12 protein-coding genes are annotated in these 15643 nt (G+C 68.5%); 3 read left to right on the top strand and 9 right to left on the bottom strand.

Features of this window, described 5'->3' with window-relative positions; translation table 11 throughout:
• Positions 1-154 precede the first annotated feature (154 nt).
• The 3 genes from EO139_RS21080 to EO139_RS21070 all read right to left on the bottom strand — a co-directional run bounded on the left by EO139_RS21080 (position 155) and on the right by EO139_RS21070 (position 4564).
• Positions 155-1546: an FAD/NAD(P)-binding protein gene (locus tag EO139_RS21080; RefSeq protein WP_115678220.1), complete on the bottom strand. Its 1392-nt coding sequence runs from the start codon at positions 1544-1546 to the stop codon at positions 155-157.
• 275 nt (positions 1547-1821) lie between these two features.
• Positions 1822-3240, bottom strand: a complete 1419-nt coding sequence (gene cls, locus EO139_RS21075) for a cardiolipin synthase (protein WP_126972365.1) — start codon at positions 3238-3240, stop codon at positions 1822-1824.
• A 13-nt stretch (positions 3241-3253) separates the two neighbouring features.
• Positions 3254-4564, bottom strand: a complete 1311-nt coding sequence (locus tag EO139_RS21070; RefSeq protein WP_126972363.1) for a LysR substrate-binding domain-containing protein — start codon at positions 4562-4564, stop codon at positions 3254-3256.
• A 101-nt stretch (positions 4565-4665) separates the two neighbouring features.
• Between EO139_RS21070 and EO139_RS21065 the strand changes: the two genes are divergently transcribed.
• The 3 genes from EO139_RS21065 (at position 4666) to EO139_RS21055 (ending at position 7642) form a co-directional block, all read left to right on the top strand.
• Entirely contained in the window at positions 4666-5337 is a 672-nt protein-coding gene (locus EO139_RS21065) for a 4-carboxy-4-hydroxy-2-oxoadipate aldolase/oxaloacetate decarboxylase (protein WP_126972361.1), read from the top strand.
• Positions 5330-6385 carry a 4-oxalomesaconate tautomerase gene (locus EO139_RS21060; RefSeq protein WP_126972359.1) on the top strand — a complete coding sequence of 352 codons (1056 nt, stop codon included), beginning with the start codon at positions 5330-5332 and terminating at the stop codon, positions 6383-6385. The genes EO139_RS21065 and EO139_RS21060 overlap by 8 nt, the downstream gene beginning before the upstream one ends.
• 234 nt (positions 6386-6619) lie before the next feature.
• Complete coding sequence (locus tag EO139_RS21055; protein WP_126972357.1) at positions 6620-7642, top strand: amidohydrolase family protein; 1023 nt, start codon at positions 6620-6622, stop codon at positions 7640-7642.
• A gap of 456 nt (positions 7643-8098) precedes the next feature.
• Here the strand turns inward: EO139_RS21055 and rpmG are convergent, their stop codons facing one another.
• From rpmG to EO139_RS21025, 6 genes are all read right to left on the bottom strand, one after another.
• The gene (gene rpmG / locus EO139_RS21050) at positions 8099-8266 is read right to left on the bottom strand and encodes a 50S ribosomal protein L33 (protein ID WP_002809462.1); all 168 of its coding nucleotides are present in this window, start codon (positions 8264-8266) and stop codon (positions 8099-8101) included.
• A gap of 13 nt (positions 8267-8279) precedes the next feature.
• Complete coding sequence (gene rpmB, locus EO139_RS21045; RefSeq protein ID WP_002809459.1) at positions 8280-8516, bottom strand: 50S ribosomal protein L28; 237 nt, start codon at positions 8514-8516, stop codon at positions 8280-8282.
• Positions 8517-8830: 314 nt separating this feature from the next.
• Positions 8831-12025, bottom strand: a complete 3195-nt coding sequence (locus EO139_RS21040) for a CusA/CzcA family heavy metal efflux RND transporter (RefSeq protein WP_126972355.1) — start codon at positions 12023-12025, stop codon at positions 8831-8833.
• A 323-nt stretch (positions 12026-12348) separates the two neighbouring features.
• Complete coding sequence (locus EO139_RS21035) at positions 12349-13611, bottom strand: efflux RND transporter periplasmic adaptor subunit (RefSeq protein ID WP_126972353.1); 1263 nt, start codon at positions 13609-13611, stop codon at positions 12349-12351.
• A 209-nt stretch (positions 13612-13820) separates the two neighbouring features.
• Positions 13821-15092 carry a TolC family protein gene (locus tag EO139_RS21030; protein WP_126972351.1) on the bottom strand — a complete coding sequence of 424 codons (1272 nt, stop codon included), beginning with the start codon at positions 15090-15092 and terminating at the stop codon, positions 13821-13823.
• A 55-nt stretch (positions 15093-15147) separates the two neighbouring features.
• The gene (locus tag EO139_RS21025; RefSeq protein WP_164739202.1) at positions 15148-15531 is read right to left on the bottom strand and encodes a hypothetical protein; all 384 of its coding nucleotides are present in this window, start codon (positions 15529-15531) and stop codon (positions 15148-15150) included.
• Positions 15532-15643 lie beyond the last annotated feature (112 nt).

Here is a 15643-nt window from a genome sequence, read left to right as displayed (position 1 = left end):
GGGTAAGGGTACGAGGCGAAGCAGTCGGTGCATCACGTCCGAAGGCGCGTGGCGACGCGTTTGTCACTGCAGGCACTGGTAGATGTCTGAGGCGCCCTCATCCGGCGCTACGCGCCACCTTCTCCCGGCGGGAGAAGGGAGCGACGCCGATCAATCACCGCCCAAGCAGTCCCAACACATCCCGTGCAATCGCCGCTGCCTGCTCACGCAGCTCCGGTACCGCCAGGCTCTCCCACAACGACCCGATCCGCAGGCTGCCGATCACCCGCAGCCGCGGATTGGCGCGCCCATCGGCATCGATCAGGCAGCCATCGGCATCGGTATCCACCCCGATCCCATGCGGCCCGGCGACTGCAATGCCCTGCCCCAGCAGTTGCTGCAGCAGCGGGTTGCGCATCGCCTGCACGCGCATTTCCACGCCGGTGGCGTTGACCAGCGTCTGCACATCCAGCTGCAGCGCATGCCCGGCACTGGCGCCGGCACTGAGCCGCACGCAGGCACCGGCCTGGTACGCCACCTCCAGCCGCGCGCGATGCAGCTGCAATTGCCCGCGCGCGCGCATCGCCTGCAACTGCGCATGCACCGGCGCGGCGATGCGGTGGCGATGCACATCCCAATAGCGCACCACATGGCGCAGGAAGCGGCGTTGGTCGGCGATCGACAGCGTTTGCCACAAGGCCTGGCTCAGCGGGCGCAGACGCTCCATCACGCTCTGCCAGGGCAGGCCTTGCGCCATCGCAACCCGCGCATGCTGCCGCACGCTGCGCATCCGCGCACGCAGCGGCAGCGCCAGCAACGGCTGCGGATCGAAGTCCGCCGCAACGCAGTGCACCTGTGGCAACGGCAGCAGCCCATGCCGCGACACCACGTGTACCGCCCCACGATGCGCCTGCGCGGCCAGCGTCACCACCGTGTCGGCCATGCTCAGTCCCGAGCCGACGATGCACACCGCCGCCTCCTGCGGCAACGCGGCGACCGCCTCGGTATCCCAGGCTTCCACCCGCTGCGCTGCCGACAGGCCGGTGGCCCCGCGCAGTGGCAACGGCCGCAACGCATTGCCTACCGCCAGCACCACGCTGGTGGCCTGCAGGGTCTGTCCATCGTCGAGCTGCAACAGCGCGCCATCGGCATCGCATTGCAATGTCTGTACGCGGGCGCCGTGCACGGTGAGCGTCGCCGGGCCCTGCGCACGCGCAGCCTGCAGGCGATTGCGCAGGTAAGGCGCGTAGTGCCGACGCCCGACGAAGTGCTGCGGCAGCTGCGCGTCCTCCAGCTCCGGGCAGCAGCTGTGCGCACGCAGGTAATCGACGAAATCCTGCGGTGCCTCCACCAACGCACTCATCCGCGCGGCGGGCACGTTGAGCAGATGTTCCGGCCGCGTGGTGGAGTAGGCCACGCCCTCGCCCAGCACCGCGTGCGGCTCGATCAGCACGATCTGCAGCGGCGCCACGGCCTGACGCAGCAGCTGCAGCGCCACCAGCACACCGGATGCGCCACCGCCAACGATGGCGATCACTGCATCGCCGGGATCACGCAGTTCATTCATCCGGCAATTGTAGGCGATGCGTCGCGTCGCACCGATGACAGTGGCCATGCCCGCCGCAATGGCCGGGGTAGCGCAACGCCGCGCAGACATGCCGGTCACCTGACGCGCCCACCCGCCAGAGCGATCGCCTGACGCGTCCGTTCGAGCGCGGGCACGCCCGCACCCGGTAAGACCTTGCTGGCCCACGCCTGCACCCAGCATGACGCCTGCCATCGCAGGCACCACCCACGCTCCAACGGGCACTGCGCCGCGTGAACCAGGCACACACGCAAGGTCTACATCAACGCATCGGCCAGGCGTGCGATGCCCTCGCGGCTGCGGCGCCAGGCCGGGCGCGTGCGCCACTGCTCCAGGTCCAGCTGGCGGGCGTTGGCCAGGTAATCCTGCTCGATCGCACGCAACCGCTGCACCACGCCCCGGTCATAGCAGAGCATGCCGATCTCGGCGTTGAGCGCGAACGAGCGGATGTCCAGGTTGATCGAGCCGACCAGTGCGATGTCCTCATCCATGCTCAGGTGCTTGGCATGCAGGAAGTGCGGGCGGTACAGCGCGATCTTGACCCCGCAGCGCAGCAGCTCCTCGAAATACGCCTCCTGCGCCCAGGCCGCCAGGACCTGGTTGTTGCTCTCCGACAGGATCAGCTGCACATCCACGCCGGACACCGCAGCGATGCGCAAGGCGCTGAGCAAGGCTTCGTCGGGAACGAAGTACGGCGTCACCAGCACCACCTTGCGGCGCGCCAGATGGATCACCGCGTTGATCGCATCGCGTGCATTCTCGAACGGATACGCCGGCCCGCTGGGCAGCAACTGCGTGGCGATGTTGGCCTCGCAGACCGGTGCGTCCGGCCACACGTCAAGGCGCTGCCCGGTCTCGGTGAACCAGTCGCTGGCGAACACCGCTTCCAGATGATTGACCACCGGCCCGCGCACGCGCGCCACCAGCTCGCGATTGGGCACGCCATCGATGAAGCCGGCCTCGGCCAGATTCTGCGAGCCGACGAAACCCACCTGGTTGTCGATCACCGCAATCTTGCGATGGTTGCGCAGATCCATGCGCCCGCTGCGGCGCCAGCGCAGGCCGCCGGGCAATACCGCCAGCACGTCCACGCCAGCATCCTGCAGCCGCTTGCGGTAATGGCGCAGACCGCGCTTGGCGCCTACCGCATCCAGCAGCACGCGGCAACGCACGCCACGCACACTGGCGCGTTGCAGCGCAGCGACCACCGCATCGCCCACCGCATCGTCGAACATCAGGTAATACAGCAGGTGCACGCGCTTTTGCGCCGTGTCGATCGCCGTGACCAGGGCCTGCAGCGATTGCGCGTAGTCGTCCAGCAACTCCACCGCATTGCCCAGGGTGGGCATGAAATCGCCCTGGCGTTCGATCAGCGGCACCACCTCGGCGCTGCTGGTATCCGCCTGCGGGGTCCAGCGCAAGGCGTGCAGGGGCAGTTGCTGCTCGCGGATCACCTGCGAGGCGGTGGCCTGGCGTTCCACCCGCACCCGCGAGAGCCACGGATGCCCGAACAGCAGATACAGCGGCAGGCCGACCACCGGCACGAAGCCGATCAGCAGCAACCAGCTACGCGCTGCACCGGGCGTGGTGCGGGCCGGAATCCACAACAGCGCGGCCAGGCGAATCACCCAGTCCAGCGCCAGCAGCCAGGTCCCTTGCAACCAGTCAGGCAGCATCAGCAATCCGTTCTCAAGAAGGTTCCGATTCTGACCGCCCGGTGTGTGAACGCAACGGGGCGGGCGCGTCGATCGGCACGCAATAGCGAAATGGCCCGCCCTGCGCATCGGCCGGCTGCACGCGCTCGGCGCAGACCTGCCGCAGCGTTTGCACGAACGCCGACTGCGCGCGGGTGGGATGCCAGTCGCTGCGAAGCGTCATGCCGATCTGGCGGCGCAGTTGCGGCCCGGCGCGGCCGATCTCGCACAGCAACCCGGCGCGGCGCTCGAACAGGAACTGGTCGCGCGACATCAGCGTGAGCCAGTCGCCTTCCAGCAGCAGCCCGCGGATGGTCAGTTCCGCGCCGCATTCGATGCGTAGTGCCGGTGGCTCGATCTGCTGATCGCGAAACATGCGCTCCCAGCGCGCGCGCACCGGCGTGCCGGTGGTGGCGATCACCCAGGGATAGTCCAGCAACTGCGCGAACGCATAGGCGCGCCCGGCCAGCGGGTGCCCGCTGCGCGCCACGATCACCGGCTCGTCGTCGAACAATGGCTCCTGCAGCACATCGCGCAGCGGCAACGGCTCGCGCAGCGCACCGATCAGCAGATCCAGCCCGCCCTCGCGCAGATGCGCCAGCAGCTCGGCATACGGGCCTTCGACCACGTTGACGCTGGCACCGGGATGCGCGCGCGCAAACCGCGCCAGGACCTGCGGCAGCAGGATCGCCCGCGCCAACGGCATCACCCCCAGCGCGATCCGGCCGGCATGCTGCGAGCGCAACCCGGCAACGTCGTCCAGGCCGGCGCGCAATTCGGCCAACGCCAGGCGCACCTGCCGCAACAGCCGCGTGGCCACCGGCGTGGCTTGCACGGTCTTGCCGCGACGCACCGTCAGCGGTACCTCGACCACATCGGCCAGCGACTGCACCGCGCGGTAGATCGCCGGCTGCGAGACCCCGGCGCGCGCCGCCGCCAGCGAATAACTCCCCGCCACATCCACCGCGACCAACGCCTGCAGCTGCCCCAGCGAAACCCGTCGCTCCAGGCCGGGGCGCGCCGGCAGCCGCAGCGCCCGCCGTGCCACCCGGATGCCGCGCCCCAGTTGCGCCAACGCCCGCTCGATGCGCGGCACCAGCAGCTGCGTGGCCTCGGTGGCGACCATGCCGCCCGGATGCCGCTCGAACAGGCGCGCGCCGAGCTGCTGTTCCAGCCGCGCCACCGCCTGCGTCAATGCCGGCTGCGACAGGTTCACCTGCGGCGCGGCCGCGCTGATGCTGCCCAGCCGATGCACCACGGCCAGGGCGTACAGATGGCGAAGGTTCGGCTCGGGAGTCGGCGGCATGCTCTAACTATAAGCAAAACCAATATGCATACCTCAAATGAATCTTGAGCCAGCAGGCGATCGCCGCACAGACTCGGCGCACTCCTAACGAGGATGGATGGATGAGCCAGGTCGTCGCCCGGATCGAGCGCACCCCGCTGGCCATCGTCGACGGGCTTGCGCAGGCCGGCGTGGCCACCGTGCACGAGGCGCAGGGGCGCAGCGGCCTGCTGCATCATCGGCTGCGCCCGATCTACACCGGCTGCCGCATCGCCGGCACCGCCGTCACCGTGTCGATCCCGCCCGGCGACAACTGGATGATGCATGTGGCCATCGAGCAGCTGCAGCCCGGCGACGTGCTGGTGGTCGCGCCAACCAGCGCCTGTTGCGACGGCTACTTCGGCGATCTGCTGGCCACCTCGGCACAGGCGCGTGGCTGCCGCGGGCTGGTCATCGATGCCGGGGTCCGCGATGTACGCGACCTCACGGCGATGCAGTTTCCCGCCTGGAGCCGCGCGATCTGCGCGCAGGGCACCATCAAGGAGACGCTGGGTTCGGTCAACGTGCCGCTGGTCTGCGCCGACGCGCTGGTGCAACCGGGCGATGTGGTGGTGGCCGACGACGATGGCGTCTGCGTGGTGCCACGCGCCACCGCTGCCGCGGTGCTGGCCGAAGCGCAGGCGCGCGAAGCGCGCGAACTGCTCAAACGCGAGCGCCTGGCACGCGGCGAACTGGGCCTGGACATCTACGCCATGCGCGAACGCCTGGCGGCCAAGGGCCTGCGTTATGTCTGAGCAGGTACGCGCGATGTGGATGCGCGGCGGCACCTCCAAGGGCGGCTTTTTCCTGGCCGACGAGCTGCCGAGCGAGCGCGCCGCGCGCGATGCCTTCCTGCTGCGCGCCTACGGCTCGCCGGATGTCCGCCAGATCGACGGCATGGGCGGCGCCGACCCGCTGACCTCCAAGGTGGCGGTGGTGTCGCGCTCGGCGCGCGCCGATGCCGACGTGGAGTATCTGTTCCTGCAGGTGTCGGTGGAACAGGCACAGGTCAGCGACGCGCAGAACTGCGGCAACATGCTGGCCGGGGTTGCGCCGTTCGCACTGGAACGCGGCCTGTTGCCGGCACGCGATGGCGAGACCGAGGTGCGCATCTTCATGCGCAACACCGGCACGCTGGCCACCGCCAGCGTGCAGACGCCCGGCGGCCAGGTGCGCTACGACGGCGACGCCCGCATCGACGGCGTGCCCGGCACCGCTGCGCCGATTGCGCTGGCATTTGCCGACATCGCCGGCTCCTCGTGTGGCGCCTTGCTGCCCACCGGCAACCGTGTCGATCTCCTGGATGGCGTGGAGGCCACGCTGATCGACAATGGCATGCCCTGCGTGGTGCTGCGGGCCAGCGATCTCGGCATCAGCGGTTACGAAGACCGCAACACGCTCGATGCCGACGCTGCGCTGAAAAACCGCCTGCAATCGCTTCGTCTACGGGCCGGCCCGCTGATGCGGCTGGGCGATGTCGCCGAGGCCACCGTGCCGAAGATGATGCTGGTCGCCGCCCCGCGCCACGGCGGCGCGATCAGCGTGCGCTCGTTCATTCCACACCGCTGCCATGCCTCGATCGGCGTCCTCGGCGCCGTCACCGTGGCCACCGCCTGCCTGCTGCCCGGTTCGCCCGCCCATGCGCTGGCGCAGCTGCCTGGCGGCAGCACGCAGCAGCTGGAGGTCGAACATCCCAGCGGTGCGAGCAGCTGCGTCATCACCGTAGACGCGCACGGCGAGGTGGTGCGTGCCGCGGTGCTGCGCACCGCACGCAAACTGTTCGATGGGCAGCTGTATGGCTGAGCGGATGGATGCGCCAGCGGGCTGGATCGATGGCCATCGCCAATGCCAGGCCCGCTCCCTGCGCCTGCCTTGCAGCGTGGCCGGCACCACCTGCGGCAACGACCTGCGGCTGAGCATCCATGCATGGGCCACAACCTGCGTGGGCACCTACAGGTTCCGCGCGCCGTGTGGGTCAGCCTCCCGCGCACGTGGTCGTTTGCTCCCTGATCCCGCTGCCCCGAGAAGACCCCTGCCATGATCATCGACTGCCACGGCCACTACACCACCGCGCCCGCGGCGCATGACACCTTCCGCAAGGCGCAGATCGCGCACTACGACGACCCGGCCCTGCCCGCGCCGGTGTATCCGTCCATCTCCGACGACGCATTGCGCGAAAGCATCGAGCAGCACCAGCTGCGCCTGCTGCGCGAGCGCGGTGCGGACATGACGATTTTCTCGCCACGCGCCAGCACCATGGCGCACCATATCGGCAATGAGGCGGTCAGCCAGGTGTGGACGCGCCACTGCAACGACCTGATCGCGCGCGTGGTGCAGCTGTATCCGCACACCTTCATCGGCGTGTGCCAGCTGCCGCAGTCGCCGGGCGTGCCGATCGCCCAATCGATCGCCGAGCTGGAACGTTGCGTCACCGAGCTTGGGTTTGTCGGCTGCAACCTCAATCCCGACCCGTCCGGCGGCCACTGGAGCGGCATGCCATTGACCGATCGCGCCTGGTATCCGTTCTTCGAGAAAATGGTCGAGCTCGACGTGCCGGCGATGGTGCATGTGTCGGGCAGCTGCAATGCCAACTTCCACGCCACCGGTGCGCATTATCTCAATGCCGACACCACCGCGTTCATGCAGTTTCTCGAAGGCGACCTGTTCGCCGATTTCCCGGACCTGCGCTTCATCATCCCGCACGGCGGCGGCGCGGTGCCGTATCACTGGGGCCGCTTCCGCGGCCTGGCCGACATGCTCGGCAAGCCGCCGCTGTCCACGCACGTGATGCGCAATGTGTTCTTCGATACCTGCGTGTATCACCAGCCCGGCATCGACCTGCTGTTCGAGGTCATCGACATCGACAACATCCTGTTCGGCTCGGAGATGGTGGGCGCGGTGCGCGGCATCGACCCGCAGACCGGCCAGTATTTCGACGACACCAGGCGCTATATCGATGCCTTGGCGATGTCCGACGCCGACAGGCGCAAGGTGTTCGAAGGCAATGCGCGGCGGGTGTATCCGCGGCTGGATGCGCAGTTGCGCGCGCGCGGGCTGTAGCGGTGTTTCCTTCTCCCATCGGGAAAAAAAAGGTGCCCGCAGGGGCGGATGAGGGGCGCCTCGGAGAGCAGTCACCGCCTGCGACGTCAAACGCGTCGCCACGCGCCGTAAGAAGTAAAACACCGACTGCTTCGCCTCGAACTGCAAACTACTAACGGTGCGTGCAATTGGAAAAACGACGTCTCGCTCCCTTCTCCCACCGGGAGAAGGTGCCCCGCAGGGGCGGATGAGGGTAGTGCGAAGCCTCTGGTACTCAAGCCACTGCGAGTGGCTTCGCCCCGTCGTACCCTCACCCCAACCCCTCTCCCGGAGGGAGAGGGGTATGCACGCTGGATAAGGGACGTGTAATCTTAAAAATCATCGATACCCGTCAAGAACACCGCGATCGATTTCCACAAACGCAAACACCCGCCTTGCGGCGGGTGTTTGCTTGGATGCAGATCGGTAATCGGTGGATTACTTGATCTTGCCTTCCTTGTACATCACGTGCTTACGCACGACCGGGTCGTATTTCATCATTTCCATCTTCCCCGGAGTGTTCTTCTTGTTCTTGTCCGTGGTGTAGAAGTGGCCGGTAGCGGCCGAGGAAATCATACGAATCTTGTCACGCTTGCCTTTTGCCATGACTGCTTACTCCTCAGACCTTTTCGCCGCGCGCACGCAGCTCTTTCAGAACGGCATCAATCCCGTTCTTGTCGATGGTGCGCAATGCATGCGCGGAGACACGGAGCTTCACCCAACGGTTCTCGCTGGCGACCCAGAAGCGGCGCTCATGCAGGTTGGGCAGGAAGCGACGACGGGTTCTGTTGTTTGCGTGGGAGACGTTGTTACCCGTCTGCACACGCTTGCCGGACACTTGGCATACGCGGGACATTACGCACCTCGATAAATGAATTGCCACCCATAGCCTGGGGAGCGGCGGCCCCGACAGCATCAAGCTGCCACGCAACGTTGGGAATCAAGAACTTACGCTGGGAACAAGCCGGCAACCCCATCGCGCTGGGTGCCGCCATCCGGAGCGATCCGGGCACAGCGAGCCGCGCATTATGCACGGCAATTCCTTGTGCCGCAAGCACTTAGCCTGCACCACCGTTGTGTGTCGCCTGGCGCCCCTTGCCTATCCATCGCTGACTGAGGCTGCGGCCATTCGGATCCCGGCAGACGCGCCTGCCGGGATCGTGTCACGTCTCAACCAACCGCCTTCGGTGCAAGCCGCCCCTGCCGCTCGCGGTGCAGCCAGCGATACAGCACCGGCAGCACCAGCAAGGTCAGCAGGGTGGACGAGACGATGCCGCCGATCACCACCGTGGCCAGCGGGCGCTGCACCTCGGCCCCGGCGCCGACGTTGAAGGCCATCGGCACGAAGCCCAGCGCGGCCACCAGTGCGGTCATCAGCACCGGGCGCAGACGGCTCAGCGCGCCTTCGCGCAGTGCCTGCTCCAGCGACAGGCCCTCGGCCCGCAGGCTGCGCACGAAGGCGATCATCACCAGGCCGTTGAGCACCGCCACCCCCGACAGCGCGATGAAGCCGACGCCGGCGGAGATCGACAAGGCCAGGCCGCGCAGCGCCAAGGCCACCACACCGCCGGTCAGCGCCAGCGGCACGCCGCTGAACACCACCAGCGCATCGCGCAGCGAGCCGAACGACCAGTACAGCAGCGCGAAGATCAACAGCAAGGTCCCCGGCACCACCCAGGCCAGGCGCTGGCCGGCGGAGATCAGTTGCTCGAAGGTACCGCCGTAGCCGATCCAGTAGCCGGTGGGCAGCACCACCTCGGCCCGCACGCGCTGCTGCACCTCGGCGACGAATCCACCCAGGTCGCGGTCGCGCACGTTGGCGGTGATCACGATGCGGCGCTTGCCGTCCTCGCGATTGATCTGGTTGGGCCCGAGCACGGTGTCGACCCTGGCCACCTCGCGCAGCGGCACCGTGGTCGGTTCGCCACTGCGCCAACCGGCCGCGCGACTGGACTCGTCGGCATCGGCGCGCTCGCCATCGCCGCGCAGCGGGATCGGCAGATCGGCCAACGCCGTCGGGTCCTGCCGCAGCCCTTCCGGCAGCCGCACCACGATGTCGAAACGGCGGTCGCCTTCGAACAGCTGCCCGGCCGCCTGCCCACCCACCGCCGCCGCCACCGTATCCTGCACCACGCCGGGATTGAGCCCGTACCCGGCCAGCGCGGCGCGATCGGGCACCACTGCCAGCATCGGCAGGCCGGTGGCCTGCTCCAGGCTCACGTCGGCCGCACCCGGCACCGTGCTGGCGACTTCATGTACGCGTTGCCCCAGGGTGACCAGCGTGTCCAGGTCATCGCCGTAGACCTTGATCGCCACGTCCGCACGTACACCGGAAATCAGCTCGTTCATGCGCATCTGGATCGGCTGGGTGAACTCGTAGTTGTTGCCGGGCAGCTGCTTCACTGCCTGCTCGATCTCGGCCACCAGTTGCGCCTTGGGCTTGCGCGGATCCGGCCATCGTTCGCGCGGATGCATGATCAGGAACGTATCGGCCACCGACGGCGGCATCGGATCGGTGGCCACTTCGGCGGTGCCGAGCTTGCCGAACACATGCGCCACTTCCGGAAACTGCTTGATGCGTTTTTCCAGCGTGGATTGCATGGTGATGGCCTGTTCCAGGCTGGTGCCGGGAATGCGCAAGGCGTGCAGCGCGATATCGCCCTCGTCCAGGTTCGGGATGAACTCGCTGCCCAGGCGCGTGGCCAACACCGCGCACAGCGCCACCGCCGCCAACGCACCGAGACCGACCCAACGGCCGTGACGCAGCGCGCGATCCAGCAACGGCGCATACACGCCGCGCGCCCAGCGCATCGCGCGGTTTTCGTGCTCGGCCACCTTGCCGCCGAGCAACAAGGCGATCGCCGCCGGCACGAAGGTCAGCGACAGCAACATCGCGCCGGTCAGCGCCAGCACCACGGTGATCGCCATCGGGTGGAACATCTTGCCTTCGATACCGGTGAGCGCGAACACCGGCAGGTACACCGCGGTGATGATGCCCAGACCGAACAGGCTGGGACGGATCACCTCTGCAGTGGCTTCGGCAGTCAACTCGAAACGTTCATCGCGCTCGAGCACCCGCCCCAGGCGCAGCTGCGCCTGGCCGAAGCGGCGCAGGCAGTTCTCCACGATGATCACCGCGCCATCGACGATCAAGCCGAAATCCAGCGCGCCCAGGCTCATCAGGTTGCCGGACACGCCACCGCGCACCATGCCGGTGAGGGTGAACAACATCGCCAGCGGAATCACCGCCGCGGTGATCAGGGCCGCGCGCACATTGCCCAGCAGCAGGAACAGCACCACGATCACCAGCAACGCGCCTTCGATCAGGTTCTTGGCGACGGTGACGATGGTGCGGTCCACCAGTGCGGTGCGATCGTAGACCGGCACCGCCTGCACGCCGGCCGGCAGACTGGCATTGGCCACCTCCAGCCGCTGCGCTGCGGCCTGCGCCACGGTGCGGCTATTGGCACCGACCAGCATGAACACCGTGCCGAGCACCACTTCGCTGCCGTCCTGGGTGGCCGCACCGGTACGCAACTCGCGGCCCTCGCCAACCTGCGCCACATCGCGCACCCGGATCGGCACACCCTCGCGTCGATCCAGCACGATCGCGCCGATCTGGGCGATGTCATCCACCTGCCCCGGCACCCGCACCAGGAACTGCTGGCCGTTGCGTTCGATATAGCCGGCACCGATGTTGCGATTGTTCGCGTCCACTGCGCGCGCCACGTCGTCCAGCGTAAAGCCCAGTGCGACCAGGCGTGCCGGATCCGGGGTGATATGGATCTGCCGCGCATAGCCGCCGATGGTGTTGACCTCGGTCACGCCGGGCACGTTGCGCAACTGTGGGCGCACCACCCAATCCTGCAGGGTGCGTAGATCGGTGGCCGTCCACGCACTGCCATCGGGTTTGCGCGCATTCGGTTTGGCTTCGACCGTGTACATGAAGATCTCGCCCAGGCCGGTGGCGATCGGCCCCAGCTGCGGCTCCAGGTCGGCCGGCAGTTGCGACTTGACCTGCTGCAGCCGCTCGGCCACCTGCTGCCGCGCAAAGTACAGATCCGTGCCATCGGCAAACACGGCGGTGACCTGCGACAAGCCGTAGCGCGACAACGAGCGCGTGGACTCCAGCCCCGGCAATCCCGCCAGCACCGTCTCCAGCGGGAACGTCACCCGCTGCTCCGACTCCAACGGCGAATACCCCGGCGCGGCCGTATTGACCTGCACCTGCACATTGGTGATGTCGGGCGTGGCATCGATCGGCAAGCGCGAAAAACTCCACGCGCCGATCGCAACCAACACCCCCGTCAACGCCAGCATCAACCAGCGCTGCGCGATCGCGAACCGGATGATGTCAGTGAGCATGACGCGCACCTCCGCGCACACTCGGCGCAACGGCGTGCGCAGCCACGCCGATCAGTGCATGCGTACGCACGCACGGCGCCTGTGCAATCGCAGCGGGTGGCCGGCGGCCGGCGGCACTGCAGCCAGGATCCCGACCTCCGCCAACATCGCGGTCGCCCCCGGCGCATCCAACCTCTGCCGCGCAGATTCTCACGCTGTTGCTGGTGTGATCGCCCGCGCCGCGACCGCGTCGATGCCGTAAAACGCGTGTCGCTGAAGCATGGAAGCGCTGTTCGCACGCCCATGCGTGCGGCCGAGGAAGAAGCAAGCCGTAAACGCAGCGATCAATGATCATGCGAGGCCCCCGACTTTTCGATGTCGGCCTTGACCAGATAGCTCTGCTCCACCACCACCGCATCCCCCAACGCCAGACCGGACACCACCTGCACCTGCTGCGCATCGCGCGCGCCCAGTGTCACCGGCCGCACCTCGTACACATCGCCAACCCGCACGAACACCACCTCCCAGTCGCGGAACTGCTGCAAGGCCCCCACCGGCACCACCATCGCCGCCGGCTGCTGCGCCACCGTCACCCGCGCCTTCACCGCCGAACCCGGCCGCCACAGGCCATCGCTGTTGCGCAGCACCGCGCGCGCCACCGTGCTCTGACTGGCCGTGGCCGTGCCCGGCAACACGCGCTCCAGCGTGGTCTGCGCCACCACGCCATCGCTGATGCGCGTCACCGTCACCGGTGCGCCGGCAGTGATGTGCCCGGCATCGGCGCCGAAGATGTGCAGATCCACCCACAGGCTCGACAGGTCGGCGATCTCGAACAGCGCCTGGCCTTCGCTGGCGTTGCTGCCCAGGCTGGCGTTGCGGACGAGCACGGTGCCGCTGATCGGCGCACTGACCGGATACGTGGTCAGGCTCAGATTGCTCTCCACCGTGGCCAGGACCTGGCCGGCGCGCACCTGGTCGCCGACGTTGACGCGCAGGCTGCGCACCGGCCCGGGAAAGCGCGCGGTGGCCTGCGCCTGCGCACCTTCTGCCGGCGTCAGCAGGCCCTGCACCTCGTGCTGGTCGGCGATGCTGCCGGGACTGACCGGCGCGACCCGGATGCCGGCATCCTGCGCGATCTTCGCCGCGATGGTGGTGCGGCCTTCATAGCTGGGATAGGCCCAGCGACGCAGCTTGCCCTGCACGGTGGCGCGCACTTCCACGTCGAACGAATGCGGCTCGCCGACCGTGCTGTCGGCCAGCAGGCTGCCGTCGTCGCGCGCGCGCAATCGATGCACTTCGTGGGCGCCGCCGAGCCGGGTCAAGCGCACTTCGACAGTGCCGGCGCCGGGCGGCAAGGGCTTGCCGTCGCGGTACAGCCAGGCGCGATAGGTCGGCGGCGTGCCGTCTTCGGCAATCGCCAGCTCCACGCTGTCGCCGTCCTGGCGCAGCAGGCGCCCGCCATGCGCGCCTTTTTCGGCGTCTTCGCCATGTGCGTCGGCCTCGCCCTCGGCACCGGGCGTTGCGTGGTCATGCGATTCTTCGCCGTTGCGGCCGCAACCGCCCAGCAGCAGCGCCAGCAACAGCGGCGCGATCAGAAAACGTGTCATCGAAGAACATCCTGGTGGGCGCCGACGCGCTGCGCCGGGCGAACGAACGAAGAAGGGGTACGCCGGACGCTCTGGCTGCGCGGTGGGCGCGGGCATCGCCTGGCGACTGCTGGATGCCGGCGCGATTGCGAAGGTCGATACCGATCCCGGCGCAGCAGATCCCGGCGCACATGGGCAGGCGGGGCGAAAGCGCACAGCGGACGTCGCGCTCATGGCCGCACCTGCGCAGCGTTGTCGACCACGAATGGCTGCCCGGTCAGGCGCTGGATCTCGATCAATGCGGTCTGCGCTTCCAGCGCCGCCGCCAGCTGCTGCTGGCGTGCATCGCTGCGCTGTGCCTGCAGCTGCGCCCAGTCCAGATAACTGGTGGCACCGGCGCGGTAGGCGCGCTCGGCCGCGGCATCGGCACGCGCGAGTGCGGGCAGCACATCGCTGCGCATCCGCGTCACTTCCAGCTGCGCGGCGCGGTAGCGGCCATGCGCGTCGGCCAGCGTGGCGTAGAGCGTCAGTGCCTGCGATTGGCGTTCGATCTCCAGCAACGACAGCTCCGCCTCGGCGGCGCGGATCTCCGGTTGCGCACGCGCGGCGCTGCCCAGGGCCAGCGAAACGCTGCCGAGCACTGCGGTGGCGTCGTTGGCTTGGAGCCGGCGGACGCCCACCTGCCAGTCCAGATCCGGGCGCGCCTGGCTGCGTGCCAGCCGCACCCGCGCCTCGCGCACGCGCTGCTCGCCGTTCAAGCGCGCCAGTTCGGGGGTGGCATCGAGCAGCTGCGCCAGCACCTCGAAGTCGGGAATCGCCGGCAGCTGCAGCGGGTCGCCGGTGACCTCGCCGAAGTCCGGCGTGCGCTGCCCCCACAACACCGCCAGCTGGCGGCGTGCGGCCAGCAGCTCCTGCTGCGCGCGATCGCGTTCCAGTTCCGCGCGCGCCTGCAGGGCCTGGGCGGTCAGCAGCACCGATTCGGGCGAGGCGCCGGCCTGCAGCCGCTGGCGCGCGGCACTGACGGTGCGCTGCCGCTGCGCCAGCGTTTCCAGCGCAACTGCCTGCCGCTGTGCGGCCATGCCGATGGCCAGATAGCGCCGCGCCACTTCGGCCAGCACATCCAGGCGCGCCAGCGCGCGTTGCGGGGCCAGTGCGTCGATGCGTGCCTGGGCCAGGGTGCGGCGTGCGTCCAGCTTGCCGCCGCGTTCCAGCACGCCAGCCAGGGTGACGGTGAGTTCGGCCTGGTCCAGCGCGCGGGTCGGGCCGGTGCCGAACACGTTTTCCAGTTCGGCGCCGATGCGCAACGGCGGACGCAGCGCGTCGCGCTCGGCGTCGGCGGTGAGGACCGCGCGCTGACCATCGGCCAGGCGCAGGTCGGGGTGCTGCCGGGCGACGCGCGCGATGGCGTCGTCCAGGGTCAGCACGGGTTTGGGCGGTGCGTCCTGCGCCATGGCGCACGGCACGACCGCGAAGACGGCCAGTGCCGTCAGTCGCAACCACATGAGGGTGTCTCCGGAATCGGGATCGATGGACAGGCCGGCAGCCGCCGGCGATGCATCAGGCCGCGATCGGGGGACGCAATCCGGTCTCGCTCAGGTGCGAGCGGTAGTACGCGAACACGGCCACGGGTTGGGCCTGCGCGTGCGTGGATAGCGGCAGCCAGGCCAGCGCCGGCAATACCGCCGGATTCTGGCCGTGGCAGTAGCCGCTATGCATCAGGGCGTGCATCAGGCCGGCCCCGTCGCGCTCGCCGGCATCGCCTTCGTCGGCGCCGTCATGGCCATGCGGCGCGGTGTCTTCCAGGTGCATCTGGTCGTGCGCCAGTGCATGCACATCGCCCAGCGCGCAAGCCACCGGTGCCACCAGCACGCCCATGACCAGCACCGCCAACGCCATCAGGCGCAGCAAGGGGTGCAACAGGCGGGCGCGGCGAAGCAGCATGGGCGCAGCGTATCGGGGCCGGGGCAGTTACACAATCGCATGGGCGGCAGGGCACGCACGGCACGGCAGCGCGGTAGGAGCGGACCTGGCCGCGACGCGGTCGGGTCGGGTC

Source organism: Xanthomonas sp. BRIP62411, from assembly GCF_003993525.1.
GTDB lineage: Bacteria > Pseudomonadota > Gammaproteobacteria > Xanthomonadales > Xanthomonadaceae > Xanthomonas > Xanthomonas euroxanthea.
This window is presented reverse-complemented; position numbering and strand designations above follow the sequence as displayed.

Bases quoted from the DNA above. Each gene is read 5' to 3' on its own strand.
- cls (WP_126972365.1), bottom strand. From the start codon at position 3,240: ATGCTGCCTGACTGGTTGCAAGGGACCTGGCTGCTGGCGCTGGACTGG.
- EO139_RS21025 (WP_164739202.1), bottom strand. From the start codon at position 15,531: ATGCTGCTTCGCCGCGCCCGCCTGTTGCACCCCTTGCTGCGCCTGATG.
- EO139_RS21055 (WP_126972357.1), top strand. From the start codon at position 6,620: ATGATCATCGACTGCCACGGCCACTACACCACCGCGCCCGCGGCGCAT.
- EO139_RS21070 (WP_126972363.1), bottom strand. From the start codon at position 4,564: ATGCCGCCGACTCCCGAGCCGAACCTTCGCCATCTGTACGCCCTGGCC.
- EO139_RS21040 (WP_126972355.1), bottom strand. From the start codon at position 12,025: ATGCTCACTGACATCATCCGGTTCGCGATCGCGCAGCGCTGGTTGATG.
- EO139_RS21060 (WP_126972359.1), top strand. From the start codon at position 5,330: ATGTCTGAGCAGGTACGCGCGATGTGGATGCGCGGCGGCACCTCCAAG.
- rpmB (WP_002809459.1), bottom strand. From the start codon at position 8,516: ATGTCCCGCGTATGCCAAGTGTCCGGCAAGCGTGTGCAGACGGGTAAC.
- EO139_RS21035 (WP_126972353.1), bottom strand. From the start codon at position 13,611: ATGACACGTTTTCTGATCGCGCCGCTGTTGCTGGCGCTGCTGCTGGGC.
- rpmG (WP_002809462.1), bottom strand. From the start codon at position 8,266: ATGGCAAAAGGCAAGCGTGACAAGATTCGTATGATTTCCTCGGCCGCT.
- EO139_RS21065 (WP_126972361.1), top strand. From the start codon at position 4,666: ATGAGCCAGGTCGTCGCCCGGATCGAGCGCACCCCGCTGGCCATCGTC.
- EO139_RS21030 (WP_126972351.1), bottom strand. From the start codon at position 15,092: ATGTGGTTGCGACTGACGGCACTGGCCGTCTTCGCGGTCGTGCCGTGC.
- EO139_RS21080 (WP_115678220.1), bottom strand. From the start codon at position 1,546: ATGAATGAACTGCGTGATCCCGGCGATGCAGTGATCGCCATCGTTGGC.